General features: G+C 59.2%; 14 protein-coding genes. 7 read left to right on the top strand and 7 right to left on the bottom strand.

Translation table 11 applies throughout. The features are described 5' to 3' along the window. The first annotated feature begins 18 nt into the window (after positions 1-18). Genes ACZ9DP_RS03890 through ACZ9DP_RS03865 form a run of 6 tightly spaced genes read left to right on the top strand, consistent with a single transcriptional unit; the run spans position 19 to position 8150 of the window. Positions 19-2529 carry a hypothetical protein gene (locus tag ACZ9DP_RS03890; RefSeq protein WP_476200351.1) on the top strand — a complete coding sequence of 837 codons (2511 nt, stop codon included), beginning with the start codon at positions 19-21 and terminating at the stop codon, positions 2527-2529. 14 nt (positions 2530-2543) lie between these two features. Beyond that, entirely contained in the window at positions 2544-3638 is a 1095-nt protein-coding gene (gene bglB / locus ACZ9DP_RS03885; protein WP_476200350.1) for a beta-galactosidase BglB, read from the top strand. After that, positions 3635-4999 carry a polygalacturonase PglB gene (gene pglB / locus ACZ9DP_RS03880; RefSeq protein WP_476200348.1) on the top strand — a complete coding sequence of 455 codons (1365 nt, stop codon included), beginning with the start codon at positions 3635-3637 and terminating at the stop codon, positions 4997-4999. Before bglB ends, pglB begins: the two co-directional genes overlap by 4 nt. Further along, entirely contained in the window at positions 4987-6093 is a 1107-nt protein-coding gene (locus tag ACZ9DP_RS03875; RefSeq protein ID WP_372416876.1) for an ABC transporter ATP-binding protein, read from the top strand. The genes pglB and ACZ9DP_RS03875 overlap by 13 nt, the downstream gene beginning before the upstream one ends. A gap of 1 nt (position 6094) precedes the next feature. Then, positions 6095-7090, top strand: coding sequence for a carbohydrate ABC transporter permease (locus tag ACZ9DP_RS03870; RefSeq protein ID WP_194730569.1), 996 nt, complete (start codon positions 6095-6097; stop codon positions 7088-7090). A gap of 13 nt (positions 7091-7103) precedes the next feature. Beyond that, positions 7104-8150, top strand: a complete 1047-nt coding sequence (locus ACZ9DP_RS03865) for a carbohydrate ABC transporter permease (protein ID WP_194731884.1) — start codon at positions 7104-7106, stop codon at positions 8148-8150. A gap of 6 nt (positions 8151-8156) precedes the next feature. Here the strand turns inward: ACZ9DP_RS03865 and ACZ9DP_RS03860 are convergent, their stop codons facing one another. The 7 genes from ACZ9DP_RS03860 to ACZ9DP_RS03830 form a co-directional block, all read right to left on the bottom strand. Then, complete coding sequence (locus ACZ9DP_RS03860; RefSeq protein WP_476200346.1) at positions 8157-9194, bottom strand: LacI family DNA-binding transcriptional regulator; 1038 nt, start codon at positions 9192-9194, stop codon at positions 8157-8159. Between the two features lie 179 nt (positions 9195-9373). Continuing rightward, entirely contained in the window at positions 9374-10204 is an 831-nt protein-coding gene (locus tag ACZ9DP_RS03855; RefSeq protein WP_476200344.1) for an inositol monophosphatase family protein, read from the bottom strand. Continuing rightward, positions 10201-11028, bottom strand: a complete 828-nt coding sequence (locus tag ACZ9DP_RS03850) for a glycerophosphodiester phosphodiesterase family protein (protein WP_194730567.1) — start codon at positions 11026-11028, stop codon at positions 10201-10203. Before ACZ9DP_RS03850 ends, ACZ9DP_RS03855 begins: the two co-directional genes overlap by 4 nt. Positions 11029-11042: 14 nt before the next feature. Next, positions 11043-12146 carry an ABC transporter ATP-binding protein gene (locus ACZ9DP_RS03845; protein WP_476200343.1) on the bottom strand — a complete coding sequence of 368 codons (1104 nt, stop codon included), beginning with the start codon at positions 12144-12146 and terminating at the stop codon, positions 11043-11045. A gap of 2 nt (positions 12147-12148) precedes the next feature. Continuing rightward, positions 12149-13066, bottom strand: coding sequence for a carbohydrate ABC transporter permease (locus ACZ9DP_RS03840; RefSeq protein ID WP_194730565.1), 918 nt, complete (start codon positions 13064-13066; stop codon positions 12149-12151). A 3-nt stretch (positions 13067-13069) separates the two neighbouring features. Continuing rightward, positions 13070-13960, bottom strand: a complete 891-nt coding sequence (locus ACZ9DP_RS03835; protein WP_476200342.1) for a carbohydrate ABC transporter permease — start codon at positions 13958-13960, stop codon at positions 13070-13072. A 61-nt stretch (positions 13961-14021) separates the two neighbouring features. Next, positions 14022-15329: an extracellular solute-binding protein gene (locus tag ACZ9DP_RS03830; RefSeq protein WP_476202195.1), complete on the bottom strand. Its 1308-nt coding sequence runs from the start codon at positions 15327-15329 to the stop codon at positions 14022-14024. 217 nt (positions 15330-15546) lie between these two features. On the opposite strand from ACZ9DP_RS03830, the gene ACZ9DP_RS03825 reads away from it, so the two are divergent. Beyond that, on the top strand, positions 15547-16701 hold the full coding sequence (locus ACZ9DP_RS03825; RefSeq protein ID WP_194730564.1) for an ROK family transcriptional regulator: 1155 nt from the start codon (positions 15547-15549) through the stop codon (positions 16699-16701). The last annotated feature ends 3 nt before the right edge of the window (positions 16702-16704 follow it).

Here is a 16704-nt window from a genome sequence, read left to right as displayed (position 1 = left end):
TTGCGGAGGAGGCGATCTGTGAACGAAGGGCCGGGCCTCGAGGCGGCTGCATACTATGTTGGCCAAGGTCAGACCGTGACGGCTTGGGCGGTTTCTGATCTCATCGCCAGCTATTTTCCTGGCATCGCTGCGCCGGCGGAAGATCGCGTCGACTATCGTTTCATCAATGGATTTGTCGACGTTGGGGATCTGCCGTGCCGCAAGGCTTTCTGGTCAACAATGGTCGGGCGGGAACTCGTTGCCGATACGTCGTGGCCGACAAAGAGCCTCTACCTACCTGGCTCAAACCGCCGCGTCGAGTTCACCGGATTCTGGCACGTGCCGACCCATCTGCGTCGATGGCTGAGGGGCACCTTCAGGACGGCGTCGCCCCGTCTCCTGCATCTCAGGCTCAAGACCTGCGGCGGGGTTCGCATATGGGTCAATGGGCAGGAAGCGGTGCGTTTCGAACCGTTCAGGCGCAATCTGGAAAGTTCAACGGACATCGCGCTGTCGCTGGAAGCCGGCGACAACCAGATTCTCGTTCACTCCGAGGACCTTGCCGAACGCGACACGACCTGGTTCTTCGAACTTGAAGTGCTGGACAAGGAGCCGCTATGCGTGCTGTTGCCTGTGGCGCTGGATCAGGACGAAGTCCGCGAACTGGAAAACCTTGCGCGCGGCGTGCGCCCTGCACGCGACGTCTTCGTCAACCAGCCATTGGAACTGGTATTCGATACGGCGCCCCAGCGCGACGTGCCGGTGGAGCTGAAGGTCATCGGCCACGGCCATGAGCGGCCTATTCTCGCACACTCTCTCTTGACCCTGCGTGCCCATCAAAGCCGTCTGATAGCCGAAAATGTGTGTCGCATTGCAGACGGCTATCATGGCGTGCATCTGACGATCGGCAGCGGGCCGGGATCGGTCACGCGCGTCATCGATGCCGGCTTTCTTGCAAACATTTCTCCATCGTCACTCAAGGCGACACTGAAGGATCGCAAGCGGCAAGCGCTCGAATACAGCGCCCGCTTCGGTGCTGATCGTGTGGCGCGCATCGTTGCAATGATGGAAACCGGCTACCAAGACCAGGCGAGCTTTGACCGCATCATGGAAGCAACGCTCGCCTCTATCGATGCGCGTGAAGATTGCTCGGATTTCATCATGGTGCCGCTTCTTTGGCTGCTTGGCGCCTATGCCGCTCAAATGCCGGCCGGCACCGTCGATCGCATAAAGCACTCCGTTCTGTCTTACCGCTATTGGGTCGACGAGCCGGGCAATGACGCAATGTGGTTTTGGAGCGAAAACCACGTGCTGTGCTTTCACACAAGCCAACTGTTGGCGGGGCTTTTCTTGCCGGAGAAGATCTTTTCAGCTTCGGGCAGGACAGGAAGACAGCAGGCAGAGCTCGCCGCCGCGCGCCTGGCGCACTGGTTCGACAGTGTGGAAGCACACGGCCTTGCGGAATGGAATTCGGCTGCATACTACCCGGTCGACTTCATCGGGCTGCTGGCGCTGGAGCGCTGGGCTGAGGCGTCCATTGCCGAGCGCGCGCGTGCGCAGCTCGATCTCATTTTCCGGATGATCGCTCTGCACACGCTTTCGGGTGTTCCGGCCGGATCGCAGGGCCGCGCCTATGACAAAGAGCTGCGCGCCGGCCCTCTGACCGAGCTCGCACCCTTCGCACAAGTCGCTTTCGGAACCGGTTGGCTCAACAGTGGGGTGGCGTCGTTACCGTTGTTTTGCGCGGGCAGCTACGAACCGCCTGCCGATCTCGCCGATCTTGCAAACCTGGTTCCGGGCAGAAGTGTGGAGGCTCGCTATAGTCAGGGCCTGGAGAGCGCAAAGCTCGTCCTCTTCAAGAACGAAGCGGCACAGCTTTCGACCGTCATCGATCACAAGACCGGGCAGAAGGGACATCAGCAGCATGTCATCGATGTGCGCCTGGCTGGCCATCCCATGGCAAGGCTCTGGATCAACCATCCTGGCGAGGATGATCCATGGGGCAATCAAAGGCCGTCCTATTGGGCCGGCAACGGCATTCTGCCGCGCGTCACCCAGCATCGTGACGTCGCCCTTCTGATCGAGGAAACCCGCGACGCACGGCATGCATGGACGCACGCCTATATCGGCCGCGACGGTCTGGACGATCTCGTCATCGACGCCAATTGGCTGATGGCGCGCTCGGGCAACGGTTTTTCTGCCATCTACGCATCAAACGGTCTGGACCTGATCTCGGACGGTCCAACGGCTGGCCGCGAAGTGCGTTCCTATGGGTCGCTTTGTGGCTGGGCAGCAATTGTCGGATGCGGCGATGGCGACGCGTTCACCACCTTCGTCGAGCGCATCCGTCAGACGGCGGTCTCCTTCGACCGCGAGCGTCGACGTCTTGTGCTGACGCCAGGGGGCGGTCCGGCCATCAGCTTGTCTTATGCCGACGGGCTGTCGCTCGGTGGGCAGGCCATGCCCTTCGCTTACGATCAACCGCACCCAATCCTTACCTACGACAGTGCGGCATCCGACGCTGACACTGAAAGACCGTTCTACTCTTGAATATAGGTGCCAGCATGAACCCAACCTCTGTCGACAATACCGCCCTTCTTTCGACCATCGATCGGGTCGCGATGGCTTTCAGCCGTCTCAAGGGTATCAGGGAAGGCCTGGCGACCGCCGAGTCCACCTCGGGGATCCAGTTCGACGAATGGGATTGGGAAGTCGGCGTTGGTCTTTACGGCTTCCTAAGACGCGCGATTTCCACCAATGATCAAAAAGCGCTTCAGGACCTTGTGGCCTGGTACAGCAGCCAGATCGAGCGGGGCCTACCGCCACGCCAGATCAACAGCACGGCTCCGATGCTGCCGCTTGCCATCCTCGTTCAGCATGTCGATCGTCCCGATTTTGTCGCCCTTGTCGAAGACTGGGCCGAATGGTTGGTAAAGGAACTGCCAAAAACCGAGGACGGTGGCTTTCAACACGTTGTCAAGGAACGCCTCAACGAGGGCGAGCTTTGGGACGACACGCTGTTCATGGCCTGCCTCTTTCTCGCGCGCGCTGGCGTGCTTTGCAAACGCGACGAATGGATCGACGAAGCTGTCTATCAGTTCGTGATCCACACGCGCTACCTGTCGGATCCGGTGAGTGGGCTATGGTATCATGGCTGGACTTTCAATGGACGGCACAATTTTGCCAATGCCTTTTGGGCTCGCGGCAATGCCTGGATCACGGTGGCCATCCCGGAGCTGTTCGAGCTTGTGCCGATGCTGGGGGAGAAGGACCGGCGTTACCTTTCCAATGTTCTTGCGAGCCAGGTACGCTCGCTCAAGGCGTGCCAGAGGCCGGACGGAATGTTCACAACCTTGTTGGACGACCCCTCGTCGCCACTGGAGACGTCAGCCACCGCCGGAATTGCCTACGGCATCCTGCGTGGCGTAGATGCCGGCATTCTGGATAGCAGCGACCGGATCTACGCCGAGCGGGCGCTTTCGGCCGTGCTGGCACGCATCGACGAGGAAGGCGTGGTCCATGGTGTTTCGGACGGCACACCGATGGGCCACGACCTCGATTTCTATAGGCGCATACCGAATGTGCCGACGCCTTACGGCCAGGCGCTCACCATGCTGCTCCTGACGGAAGTCCTTCTGGAGCGCGGTCACCTGCAATGAGCGCGGCGTCTCCAATCTCGATCGATGCGGCCGGCAGCGACGATACCGCTCGATTGCAAGCAGCGATCGACCAAGCGTCGGCTTCAGGCGGCGGGCGCGTGGTACTTGAGGCGGGTATCCATATTTGCCGGGGGCTCCAGCTCAAATCCGACGTCGATCTTCATCTGGCCGCCGGCGCGATCCTGCGTCCGGTCCCGGACTATGACGCGTATGCACATACGACCGTTTCGGTCATTGCCGAAAAATCAAACCGCGGCATGATCGTCGCCAAAAATGCGCGGCGGATAAGCCTGACGGGCTTCGGCCGCCTCGAAGCCGGTTGCGACGACTTCATCGTCGGTGACGACAAGACGGTAGGGACATTCATCCCGGCCGATTTTCGACCGCGCGTTGTCGTCTTCGAGGCGTGTGACGGGGTTGAGATCAGTTCCATCCATATATCCCGCTCGCCGATGTGGACGCTGCATTTTGTCGACTGCACGGATGTTGCGGTCAGGGGAGTGAGGATCGAGAACGACCATCGTCTTCCCAATACGGACGGTATCGTTCTCGATGCATGCCGCGGCGCCATCATCGAAGATTGCCTGATATCGACCGCTGACGACGGCGTTTGCCTGAAGACGAGTATGGGTCCGGCGGGTGGCGCCATAGGGCAATGCGAAAATATTCTCGTCCGCCGATGCTCGATCCAAAGCTTGAGTTGCGCCCTTAAGATCGGAACGGAAACGCATGGCGATATCACAAATGCCGTATTCGAGGATTGCAATGTCTCGGCCTCCAACCGTGCGCTCGGAGTTTTCTCGCGCGACGGCGGTCGGATATCGAACGTCAGATTTTCGAGAATTGGAGTAGAGTGCCACGAAACGCTCGACGGCTTCTGGGGTTCGGGAGAAGCGTTGACGATCAATGTCGTCGACCGCGTCGCGGCGCGGACTGCCGGGGCGATCGAGAACCTGATCGTCGAAGACATAACCGGCCGAATGGAGGGGGCGATCAGTTTGATTTCGACGTCTTCCGCCGGCATTCGAAACATCCGGATGGCGCGCATAAACCTGGTCCAGCAGCCCGGGCAACTGGGCACAGGACAATTCTATGACCTGCGCCCGACGAATGCGGATTTGGCGCCGCGCGCCGATGGAGGCGGCCGCGCCAATGCCTGGACGCGCGGTTCAGACGGACGGGTGATCGGTCTTGAGCGCTATCCGGGAGGAATGCCAGCCGCCTACGTGGCCGGGGTCAGGGGTATCTTTCTGGAAGAGGTGCTGATCAAAAGGCCAGCACCCCTGCCGCAGGGATGGAACAAGATAGACGTCGCCTTCGAAACGGCGACACCTGATGGGAGCAGGGCATGGCAGAACTGAAGCTTTCCACCGTCAACAAGTCATATGGCGCCATCAAGGTCCTGCATGATGTCGAACTTGATATCAAGGATGGCGAGTTCGTCGTTTTTGTTGGTCCCTCCGGATGCGGCAAGTCGACTTTGCTGCGCATCATCGCGGGTCTCGAAGACATAACATCCGGCGCAATCTCTATCGGTGGGCGGGATGTAGGCCAGCTTTCGCCCGCCGAACGCAAGATCGCCATGGTCTTCCAGTCCTACGCGCTTTATCCGCATATGAGCGTTCGCAAGAACCTCGCTTTCGGCTTGGAGAACCTCAAGTTCAAGCGCGCCGAGATCGAGGCGCGGATTGCCGAAGCGGCCAGGATGCTGGCAATCGAGCCCTATCTCGACCGGCGTCCGAAGCAACTTTCAGGCGGGCAGCGCCAGCGCGTGGCGATCGGCCGGGCAATCGTGCGCGAACCGGATATCTTTCTCTTCGACGAGCCGCTTTCGAACCTCGACGCCGCACTGCGCGTCCAGACGCGAGCCGAAATCACAAAACTCCATCGTGAGATCAAAACCACGATGATCTACGTCACCCATGACCAGGTCGAGGCGATGACAATGGCCGACAAGATCGTCGTGCTGCGCAGCGGACAGGTAGAGCAGGTGGGCGCTCCGCTGGAATTGTTTGATTATCCGCGAAATCTTTTTGTGGCAGGCTTTCTCGGTTCTCCACGCATGAACATCATAAAGGGTAAAGTCGCCGGTATCGGTGAAAGCGGCGTTATCGTCGATGTCGGCAACGGCGGCAAGCTGATCAGTGACGTGGATCTTTCCGGGATTCAGGTTGGCCAGGCAGTGCTTGCCGGCGTCAGGCCTGCGCACTTTTCACGCTCCGGTCAAGATGGGTTGCCGTTCGTCGTCCAGTATCATGAGGGGCTTGGAACCGAAACCTATGTCTACGGCAACCTGGAGGGGCAGGACGAGCAGATCATCATTCACGAGCCAGGTCATTTCGCGCCGTCACCAGGTGACCGCGTCCTGATCAACTCTATGCCTGTGCGCGTTCATCTCTTCGATCCCGAAAGCGGCCTGGCGTTTGGCCGGCGGCAAGGCCAAGGGAGGCTCTGATATGACGACGCTCAAGAAAGGTGCGGTCCTTTATCAGGCAGGCGAAACGATCATGCGAGTGGTCGAGGCCCCCGTGAACGGGATGGAGCGCGTCCTCGGCCGGAAACGCATGCCATGGCTGTTTCTGGCACCGAATTTGGTTCTGTTCGGCATATTCACGTTCCTCCCCATCGCAATCGCCGTGGGTTACGCCTTTACGGGCGGGACGAATCTTTTCGTGTCGGACCGGCCGTTTGTCGGCTTGGACAATTTTCGCACCCTGCTTGCCTGCGATGACTATCTGAGGCCCGGAACTTGCCGGGAATCGCTTTTCTGGACGGCTGTGTGGAATACGCTTTGGTTCGTGGCATTCAACGTCGTCGCCACATTGCTCGTCGCCCTGATCACCGCACTGATACTTAATCGAGCAATTGCCGCGCGAGGCTTCTTCAGAGCAATCTTCTTCTATCCGGTATTGCTGTCTCCCGTCGTCATCGGCCTGATCTGGAAATGGTTCCTTGATCGAAATGGTCTGCTTAACGCCTTCCTGCAGATGCTCGGCGTACCCCCGGAAATCTTCCTTCTGGATGTCGGTTGGTCGCGCTTCTTCGTCGTGGTCGTCTCCGTCTGGTTTCACATGGGTTTTTACACGCTCATCCTCCTGGCCGGTCTCCAGGCCATCCCGAAGGAGCTTTATGAAGCCGCCTCAATCGATGCAGCCTCGCCTCGCCGCACGCTTTTCAGGATCACGCTGCCCCTGTTGGGGCCGAACCTTCTGGTCGTTCTGATTCTTCTGATGATCCGGTCCGTCCAGATCTTCGACGAAGCCTGGGTTCTTACGAACGGCGGTGGCCCGGGCACAGCCAACAGCTTTATCGTGCAATACATCTACCAGATGGCTTTCAGCAGCGATCTGCGTCTCTTCGGCCTTGCATCCGCGGCATCGGTTCTCATGGGATTGGTGCTCTTGGTACTGACGCTGATACAGCTGCGCCTTGGCCGGCGAATGGAGTCATAAAATGGATAACCTTATGAACCCCATCAGGTTTCTCACGCGCACGCGCCGGGCCGGACGCATCGATATGACCGACATATTGTCATGGATCTGGCTATTTGCCGGAACCCTTGCGGTGCTTGTTCCCGTTGTCTGGGCGGGCCTTTCCTCGCTGAAGCCGGCGGCTGAAATCACCCGGTTTCCGCCGACGCTGCTTCCCCGCGCTGCCGTCGAGCAGACTGTACCCGGATTCGACAAGCCGCTTAGCCTTTGGCAGGTCACCATTGATGGTGAGAAGCGCGAAATGGCGATGGTCCGCCGTATCGGCCTCAAAGCCCAAATGGTTGACCCTGTCAGTCCGGAAAAGCCCGTCAGCGTCGATGTAAAGAGTATCACACCCGTGCAGCGGTTGACCGTGGCCACACAAAACTACGCCGATCCATTGACGCGTTTCAATTTCCTGACCTTCCTCAAGAACTCGGTGTTTGTCACGTTCGTCGCAACGGTTTTGACACTCCTGGTCAATGCCATGGCAGCTTTCGCATTGTCGAAATACCGGTTTCGCGGCGACAAGACGGTTTTCGTGATCATCATTTCAACCTTGATGATCCCGCTCGCCGTCGTCATGGTCCCGGCATATCTGGTGGTCGTTGGCGTTGGTCTTGCCGACAACCTCTGGGGCGTCATCCTTCCGACGATCGCCTCTCCGACAGCCGTGTTTTTGCTGCGACAATATATGCTGACGATTCCCGACGAACTCATTGAGGCTGCACGCGTTGATGCGGCCAGCGAATTTTGCATCTTCTGGCGTATCATTCTGCCGCTGACGGCGCCTGCCTTGGCGGTGCTGGCGATCTTCTCCGTCCTTTGGCGCTGGAATGATTTCCTCTGGCCGCTTATCGTCCTCAACAGCCGCGAGAATTTTACGCTGCAGGTCGGCCTGAATGCATTTCAGGGAGAATTCTCGGTGCAGTGGCATTACATCCTTGCGATGACTTTTCTCAGCCTGCTGCCTGTGACGATCGTGTTCGTGTTTCTGCAGAAATACATCACCACAGGTATTGCCGGAACAGGGATGAAGTGATCCCGGTCAGCGTGGCGGCGCAATGCTGCCACGCAAAACGAGATGGCATCCCAGTTCCAGGCGGTGGGCCGGCCGGTGCGGATCATTGGCGATCAGCCGCTGTTCGATCAGGGACAAGGCAGCAGCGCCGAGCCTGTCGGCCGGAACACTGATTGTCGACAATGGTGGACGGCTGAACTCGCCTCGGACGATATCATCGAATCCCAGCACGGAAATCGCCTCCGGCACGCGAATGTCGCGATCAGCCAATGCCTTCAGGCATCCAAGCGCCAGGTTGTCGGCGGCGCAAAAGATGGCGGTCGCCCCTCGCATTTCAGGATCCTGATCAAGCAGCGCATTGATGGCAGCCTCGCCATGTCTGGGTTCATATCCTTCAGCCTCAAGGATCATGCCGTCCAAAACAGGAAGCTGCGCGGCAAGAAACGCGTCGGAAAAGCCGTCATATCGGCGCTGGATCGTCGTTCGGCCCTTCCAGGTCAGGTGCAGAATTTGACGATGTCCGAGCGCCAGCAGATGTTCGATACCCAACCGCGCTCCGAAGCGGTTTTCCGGCGTGACCGTATCGACCAGCATGGCCGGATCTTCGCCGTTTATGATGACGACGGGCATGCCGGCAGAAGCAAGACTTCGGATGAGTTCCGGCTGATCGTCATTCAAGATCACGATACCATCAGCGCGCTCCGAAAGCGCAATCTGCCTTACCTGATTACCATCGATTCTCCGGCCGGTGCTGACGAAGGGTACGGTTCTTATCCCGCGTCGCTCACATTCCTTCCGAAGGCCGTTGAGGATCGTCCAGCTCACCAAGTTGAGGTCACTTTGCGGAGCGGCATCGTCGGGAATTGCAAGCAGCAAGACACGCAACGTCGCAATTGTCGCCCTCTTCCTTCGGCGCTCGAGATAACCCAGACGTTTTGCTGAATTCAAAACCCTCTCACGCACTTCGATCGTGAGTGGGGCGGTTCCGTTCAGGGCGTGCGAGGCCGTGCTGAGGGACACATCCGCATCGCGCGCGACATCTTTGAGATTGACTTTGCGTTCCACTTTTCCGTCACGAGTTCTAATCGCGCCTTCGAAGGCATGTGAGCTAACTCGATGTTTTTACATAAAAACTTTCAAAACGCCATGTGTATTATGCCAATAATTTGCGAGATCTTCGCCGAAGATCGACCGCAAAGCTGCCGCAACGGATCTCTGGTCGCGGCGGCCTTTGCGAAAAGACGTCATTCCGTCGACAAGACTGCCCTGATTTCCTCCCAGCTGCTCAGGTCCGGCGCCAGCAGCAGCCGACCCTTCGACATCCCCGGTCGATACGGCTCGCGGTTCAGCAAAGCCCCATAGCCGCCCGCTTCGCGGTGGATCAGAACGCCTGCCGCATGGTCCCAGGGCATCAATTCGGCATTCAGGGAAAAGCTCATCGCGCCGGTGGCGACCATCCGGTATTCGAAAGCCGAGCAGCGCCACGTGGTCGTGCGGCCGAAATGGCGCAGGCGCGGAGCCAAAGCCCCCTGCTCCTCAGGCAAGAACACATGCAGCGGCACGAATCCATGCATTTCGCCGACAGGACCGGGCGCGGCAACGCTGAGGCGGGTCGGCCTTCCGTTCCGAGCGACATGCCAGGCACCTTTGCCCGGCCGCGCGACAAGAAAGTCGCCGGTCAGGGGATAGTGGATCAGCCCGGCCACGGTTTCGCCGCCGGAAACGATGGCAACGATCATGCCGAACAAAGGGACGCCATGGGCGAAATTCCATGTTCCGTCGACAGGGTCGATGATCACGGCGAGATCAGTATTCGTCAGGCGCGCAAGCAGCTCCGGATCGGCCGAAACCGCCTCTTCGCCCACCAGCAGTGCCTCAGGGAAGTGTGCCGAAAGCGCCTCGGACAATCGGCGTTCCGCACCGATATCGGCATCTGTTACCAGATCGTCCGGTGCAGTCTTCGTGCGGATGCCATCTGCGGTCACGCCGAGAAACCGGGGCAGGATCTCCGCCTCGCCTGCCTGGCGCATATCCTCCATCAGAACGGAGATCACGGCATCGGAAATCATGGTCATGCCTTGCGAACTTCCAGGTAAGATTTCAGGGCGGCGGGCTGGTCGGTCTGGATAACGCTGATGCCGGCATCGATCAACCGGCCCCAGATAGAATCCGGATCGGCAAGCGCAGCGCTATCGGTCCATTCGCCGCTACCCGGCTGATCGAGCGTGTTGACCCAAAGCGCCATGCCCGCCTTGACGAAGGATTCGCGGTTGCGTGCGATCGTCTCCAGGCTGTCGAAGCGGATCTCGCACATGAAGGGCGAAAGTTCGGCGAGCACAGCAAGCGTGTCTTTCGTGCCTTCGGCGGTAAAGAGCGCCATGCCCATGAACGGTACGCCGTCGAGATTTTGGGCACGAACCCATGCGACATCGGCGCTGGTGTGTATCGTGGTCTTCAGATCGACATCGTTACTCGCAGCCTCTGCGCGCGCCAAGGCCGCGACTTCCGGAAAAAGCGCCCTGTCCTTGAGGTCGAGGTCGGCGAAGATGCGGCCGCGGACGACCTCCAAAGCCTGTTTCAGCGTCGGAATGCGCTGATCCGTGAGCGCACGGATTTCACCGCCGTCTCCATCACGCAAGGCAATCGACCGGAGTTCCGCCATCGTGAGACTCTCGGCCACCCGGTCGATACCGGCCATGCGCTCGAGGGTATCGTCATGCATCAGGAAAAGCTCGCCATCAGCACTTTTGCGGACATCGAGTTCCACTATTTCACAGCCGAGCGCGATGGCCTTTTCGATGGCAGCCAGACTGTTTTCCGGCGCACCATGCCAGGCACCGCGGTGAGCAACGACGGCACAGGAACGCGCCGGATCGGCGATAAAGTCTTTGTAGGTCATGAGGCTTTCTTTCTTTAGGCGCCGAAGGCACCGGCTATGGCCCGGCCTGTCTGCGCATCGAAAAGATGCAGCCGGGAAGGAGGGAAATTCAGGGAGAGCTCAACGAGGTCGGCAGTGTCGACGCCGAAGGGTGTCGCGATGCGGACTACCAATCCGGCCAGCTCGGCCGCCAGTACCGAATGGGAGCCAAGGTCTTCGCGAAAACGCAGCATTGCCTTGAGAAGCCGTCCGGCGCCGTGGCCACTGGCGACGATGTCTTCTGGACGAATGCCAAGCTGATAATTGCCGGTCAAAGAGGCTTCGGCCACGACTTGCCCGTCAGCCAGCCGCAATGCGGAACCGTCGCCGGTCACCGGCAGAATATTCATTGGCGGAGCGCCGATGAACTTTGCGACAAAGACCGAAGCTGGATGGTGGTAAATAGCCTTCGGTGTATCAAATTGTTCGATGCGCCCTCTGTTGAGGATCAGGATGCGGTCGGCGAGTGTCATCGCTTCCACCTGGTCATGGGTGACGAAAATGGTTGTGGCGCCGATGCGCCGATGGAGTTCGGCAAGTTCAACGCGCATATCGTGCCTGAGCTGCGCATCGAGGTTTGAAAGCGGCTCGTCGAAGAGCAGTACGCCTGGTTCGCGCACGATGGCGCGGCCGATCGCAACGCGCTGGCGCTGGCCGCCCGACAATTGCCCCGGCTTGCGATGAAGATAATCAGAAAGGCCGAGCATCTTCGCGACCGCCTCTACCCGCTCGGCACGCTCCACCTTCGATAGGCCTGCGACTTTAAGGCTATAGGCCATATTCTCGAGCACGGTCATATGTGGATAGAGCGCGTAATTCTGGAAGACCATGGCACAGCCGCGCTGCTTCGGCTCGAGGTCCTGCACTTCCCGATCGCCGATGACGATCTTCCCTCCACTGACGCGTTCAAGCCCGGCGATCATCTGCAGAAGCGTGGATTTGCCGCAGCCGGAAGGGCCGAGCACGACGGTGAATTCACCTGCCTTGAGTTGCACATCCATCGGCGGAATAACGACGGTCTGGGCGTCATAAGCCTTCGCAACGCCTGCGAGCTTGATATCGGCAGCTGCGGCTCGGATGGCCGTATCGATGGCGTTCATTGCTATTTCTCCGAAAGGACGAGACCCTGCACGAGATAGCGTTGCAGAAGCGCGATCATTGCGAGGGGAATGATGGAAACGATCACGGCACCGGCCATGATCATCGGAAAGTCCGGCACGGTGCCCTCGGCGTCCGGGACGAGCCGCGCAAGCCCCACCACGGCAGTCTGCATGTCAGGTGTCGATGCACCGACGAGCGGCCACAGATATTGCGTCCAGCCGCTGAGGAACGTCAGTACGAAAAGTGCTGCGAAGCTGGTGCGTGATAGAGGCAGAATAATATCGAAGAGAAACCGGATCGGCCCGGCGCCGTCCATGCGTGCAGCCTTGAACAGATCCGTCGGCAACGTGCGGAAGAACTGCCGGAAGAGGAAGGTTCCTGTGCCATGGGCGACAAGCGGCGCGATCAGGCCAAAATGTGTGTTGAGCACGCTCCATTCGAGATGAACGGGAGCTCCGGCGATTTGTGCGATCAGATCGTTGAGACCGGTGACGTCAAGCAACCCGTTCAGCGGGGAAAAGACGTTCGACGCCACCTGATAGGTGGTGATGACGCGGATCTCCAGCGGCAGCATGATTGTGGCAAGGATCAGCGCGAAGGCAACACCGGCCCATCGCACCCGGAAATAGACGATCGCATAGGCAGACAGAAGCGACAGGACACAGGTCGCCGCCGCATTGCCGAGCGCCACCAGAAAGCTGTTGAGCATCTGGATCGGGATGTGCGTCTCCGAAAAGACGCGCGCCATATTGGCAAGAAGCTCGTCGCCCGGGTACCAGGCTAGTCCGTTGCGCAGCATGAATTCGTAGGAATGCGAGGCTGTCGCAAGCGTCATATAGAGCGGCCCGGATATATAGAGTATGCCGATCAAAAGGATGAGGCTGGCAGCGAAATTGAGCGAACGCGCGTCTTCAACCATGGCTCACCTCTCGTAATTGATGCGCCGGCCGACAAACATGAACTGGGCGGCAGCAAGGGCGATGACGAAGACCATCAGGATCACGGTCTGCGTCGAGGCGCCGGAAAGATCGTATCCACTGAAACCGTCCACATAGATCTTGTAGACGAGCAGCGTGGTCGCCCCGCCCGGACCGCCATCGGTGATCGTATCGATGAGTGCGAAGGCAGACGTTACGCTTTCGGTGAACTCCAGAACCAGCGTCAGGAAAAGCTGCGGCATGATCAGGGGCAATTGCACGTCAAGGATGCGCCGCCAGGGCCCTGCCCCGTCCATCGCCGCAGCCTGGTGCATGGTGCGTGGGATTGATTGCAATCCTGCCAGGATGATGACGAAGTTGAACGGAATGCCGCCCCAGACATGCGCGGCGACAAGCGTGATGAAGGCATCCGTACCGTCTATGCCGGGCGCCCAGATGCCCGGAAAAGCATGGTTGAGCGGCGCGAGGACACCGACGAACGGATTGAATATGAAGGCGAAGACCACGCCGATAGAGGCACCCGCTATCCCTTTCGGCCAGACCAGCACGTTGCGGGCCGGCAGCGCCAGGCGGATTTTCCGGTCGGCGGCGACGGCCAGGATCAACGGAACGAGCACGGCCAATGACGAGGCGGTCACCATGAAGACGATGGTGCGCCAACCGGCTTCCCAGAATTCCGGGTCGGAAAGCACCCGGGCAAAATTCTCCCAGCCGACGAATATCGAACCACCGCCGAAGGGCTGTTCCAAGAAGAAGGACCAGTAGAACGCCTGAAAGACCGGCGCATAAAAGAAGACGGCGATCAACAGCATGAACGGTGCCACCAGGAGTACCGGCAGCCAGCGATTGCTGAAAAGATTGGAATCCGAGGACATGGGGGAGCCTGCAATGATGAGGGCCGGCACGGGGTCGACCGCCGCGCCGGCGGTGGCCGGATCAGGGCAGTTTTGCGCCTTTGTAGGTCTTCTCGAAGCGGCGCAGCAGCTCGTCACCGCGAGCCTTGGTACGATCAAGCGCGGCCTGCATGGTTTGCTCGCCGGCAAAGGCCTTTTGGGTTTCTTCCATGAAAACCTCGCGGAACTGGACGTAGAAGCCAAGGCGGATGCCGCGGCTGTCTTCGGTGCGCGGCTGGTTCATCGAACCGATGCCGATCGCGGCAGTCGCATATTTGGGCGAGCTCGCCGCGCCGCTTCTGGCGATGGCATCAAGCACGTCGTTGGTGACAGGCACGTAACCGGTAGCGGCGGTGAAGGCCATCTGCTGCTCTGGCTGGCGAAGGAAGTCGAGGAAAGCCTTGGCGCCTTCGACCTCTGATTGGTCACGACCCTTCATGACATAGATCGAAGCGCCGCCGACCAGCGTGTTGTGGCGCTCGTAGCCCCGATACATTGGCGCCATGCCGACGGTGATTTCGTATTTCCCTTCGAAAGCCTTGGCCGAGGCGGCATAGGAGCCGGAGGAGCCTTCCATCATCGCGCATTCGCCGGCATTGAAGGCTGCCGTGTAATTGCCGGCCTTGGTATCGGCATTGAGCTTCACCAGCCCGTCCTTGCGCCATTCGACCAGATTGGCGAGGTGCGTGGCAGCGAAGGTCGTGTTGAAGACATATTCTGCCTCGAGACCGTCATAGCCATTGTGCTTCGAAGCGATCGGCAGGCCGTGGCGGGCGGAGAACTGCTCGAGCACGCGCCAGGTGTCGCCATCGGTGACGAACGGGCAGGCATGACCTGCGGCCTTCAGCTTACGCGCTGCATCGATGATTTCTTCCCAGGTTGTGGGAGGTTCGGCAATGCCGGCTTTCTCGAGCTCCGTCTTGTTGGTGTAAAAAAGCAGCGTCGAGGCATTGTAGGGCTGCGAATAGAGCCGGCCGTCGGAGGTTTCGTAGTAGGCCCGGGCGCCGGCGATATAGTTGTCCCACGTGACATCGGGAAGAATGTCCTGGACGGGGACGACAGCATCCGACAGCATCAAGTCGAGCGTGCCGGCATCGAAGAACTGGATCAACACCGGATGGTTGTGCGCGCGATAGGCGGCGATCGCTTTTTGCATCGACACTTCGTAGCTGCCCTGGCCAACGCAGGTGACGCGGTGTTTTTTCTGGGCCGCGTTGAATGCATCGCATTCAGCCTTGATTGCGGTTTCGACATTGCCCGTGTTGCCGTACCAGAATTCTATATCGGCCGCCTGTGCAGCATGGGCACCTGCCATCAAGGCGGCCGCAGCCGCCAGCGTCGAAATCTTCATCATCGCTCTCACCTGTCCTGAAAAATACGGTCGAACTTAATCCAGACCATGAACGTGGCGATTTCTACACTTTGCGTGTAACAATTGGATGACGGTTTTGAAAAGCTTGCCGCGGCCGATATTTCTCGATATTGCAAGATGCAACTGAGCCATTTCGACGTTGAGACAGGCCAGAATTATTACACTTGCATAGTAATTACCGACCGGTGTGTAAGAGATGCCCTATTTCCCCGAAGCGATCATTGCCCGCCGATTTCTAAGGGCAACTGAGGAAGGCGTCGTCTCGCCCAACGAGCGCAATCTCCTGCGACTTATCTGGCGCCATCCTGGACTGTCGCGCTCGGAAGTGACGGCTCATACCGATCTCACCCAGCAATCGGTATACCGCATCATCGACCAGCTGGCAGAACGCGGTATCGTCGGCTTCGGCTCTCCGAAACCCGGTGTCGGCCGCGGTCAGCCGAGCCCCACACTGAGGCTGGAAGGCCGCTATGCCTATTCGTGCGGGATATCCGTCAATACCGACGTGATCGGCCTCTGTTTGATGGATCTGGCAGGCAATATCCTCGCCGAGACCAGCGTGACGCTGCGCGAACACACGATGGCGCAGTCTCTCGACCTGATCCGTGAGCAACTTGCCGAACAGCAGAAAATCAAGGAATTGTCGCCGGACGCTTTCTTCGGCATCGGTTTTGCCATTGCCGGCTATCACGTGGGGGGGACCCGTTATAATGCGCCGCTGCCGCTCCACGAATGGTCGCTGATCGAACTTGGGCCGCTGCTTGCCGAATTCTTCGGTAAGCCGGTCTGGGTGCATAACGGCGCCAATACCGGTGCTGTCGCCGAATCCATGTTCGGCGTCGGCCGTTACATCAAGCACTTCGCCTATCTAAGCTTCAACTACGGCTTCGGCGGCGGATTGATCAGCGACGGAGAACTGCTTCTGGGCGGAAATGGCAATGCCGGAGAGTTCTCCGGCATCTATGACAATCAAGAAAACCAGCGCCGGCCGGCTCTGCAGCTTCTGATCGAACGGCTCAGCCGGAACGGCATCCATGTCCCTTCCATCACCTACATGCGCAAATATTTCAATCCGCAATGGCCGGGCGTCGTCGAATGGGTGGATGAGATTACCCCGGCCTACAACCGCCTTGTCAACGCAATATGGGCGATCTTCGACCCCCAGGCGATCGTCTTCGGCGGACAGGTCCCCTCGGACCTGGCCCAGATGATGATCGATCGCACCGAGTTGTTTGGCCGCCCGCGTTATGGTGTGGATCGTCCGCGCCCAAAACTCATTGTTTCCGAGATCGGCAGCGACGCCTCGGCCATGGGGGCTGCGATTACGCCTTTTCGATCAACCTTTTACTAGACA

The organism is Rhizobium sp. USDA 4016 (assembly GCF_056279705.1).
The sequence above is the reverse complement of the archived record's forward strand: the minus strand, read 5'-3'. Positions and strand labels throughout refer to the sequence as shown.

Excerpts from the sequence above, each read along its gene's own strand:
- ACZ9DP_RS03865 (WP_194731884.1), top strand. The coding sequence starts at position 7,104 with ATGAACCCCATCAGGTTTCTCACGCGCACGCGCCGGGCCGGACGCATC.
- ACZ9DP_RS03825 (WP_194730564.1), top strand. The coding sequence starts at position 15,547 with ATGCCCTATTTCCCCGAAGCGATCATTGCCCGCCGATTTCTAAGGGCA.
- bglB (WP_476200350.1), top strand. The coding sequence starts at position 2,544 with ATGAACCCAACCTCTGTCGACAATACCGCCCTTCTTTCGACCATCGAT.
- ACZ9DP_RS03855 (WP_476200344.1), bottom strand. The coding sequence starts at position 10,204 with ATGACCATGATTTCCGATGCCGTGATCTCCGTTCTGATGGAGGATATG.
- ACZ9DP_RS03850 (WP_194730567.1), bottom strand. The coding sequence starts at position 11,028 with ATGACCTACAAAGACTTTATCGCCGATCCGGCGCGTTCCTGTGCCGTC.
- ACZ9DP_RS03845 (WP_476200343.1), bottom strand. The coding sequence starts at position 12,146 with ATGAACGCCATCGATACGGCCATCCGAGCCGCAGCTGCCGATATCAAG.
- ACZ9DP_RS03830 (WP_476202195.1), bottom strand. The coding sequence starts at position 15,329 with ATGAAGATTTCGACGCTGGCGGCTGCGGCCGCCTTGATGGCAGGTGCC.
- ACZ9DP_RS03870 (WP_194730569.1), top strand. The coding sequence starts at position 6,095 with ATGACGACGCTCAAGAAAGGTGCGGTCCTTTATCAGGCAGGCGAAACG.
- ACZ9DP_RS03835 (WP_476200342.1), bottom strand. The coding sequence starts at position 13,960 with ATGTCCTCGGATTCCAATCTTTTCAGCAATCGCTGGCTGCCGGTACTC.
- pglB (WP_476200348.1), top strand. The coding sequence starts at position 3,635 with ATGAGCGCGGCGTCTCCAATCTCGATCGATGCGGCCGGCAGCGACGAT.
- ACZ9DP_RS03875 (WP_372416876.1), top strand. The coding sequence starts at position 4,987 with ATGGCAGAACTGAAGCTTTCCACCGTCAACAAGTCATATGGCGCCATC.
- ACZ9DP_RS03840 (WP_194730565.1), bottom strand. The coding sequence starts at position 13,066 with ATGGTTGAAGACGCGCGTTCGCTCAATTTCGCTGCCAGCCTCATCCTT.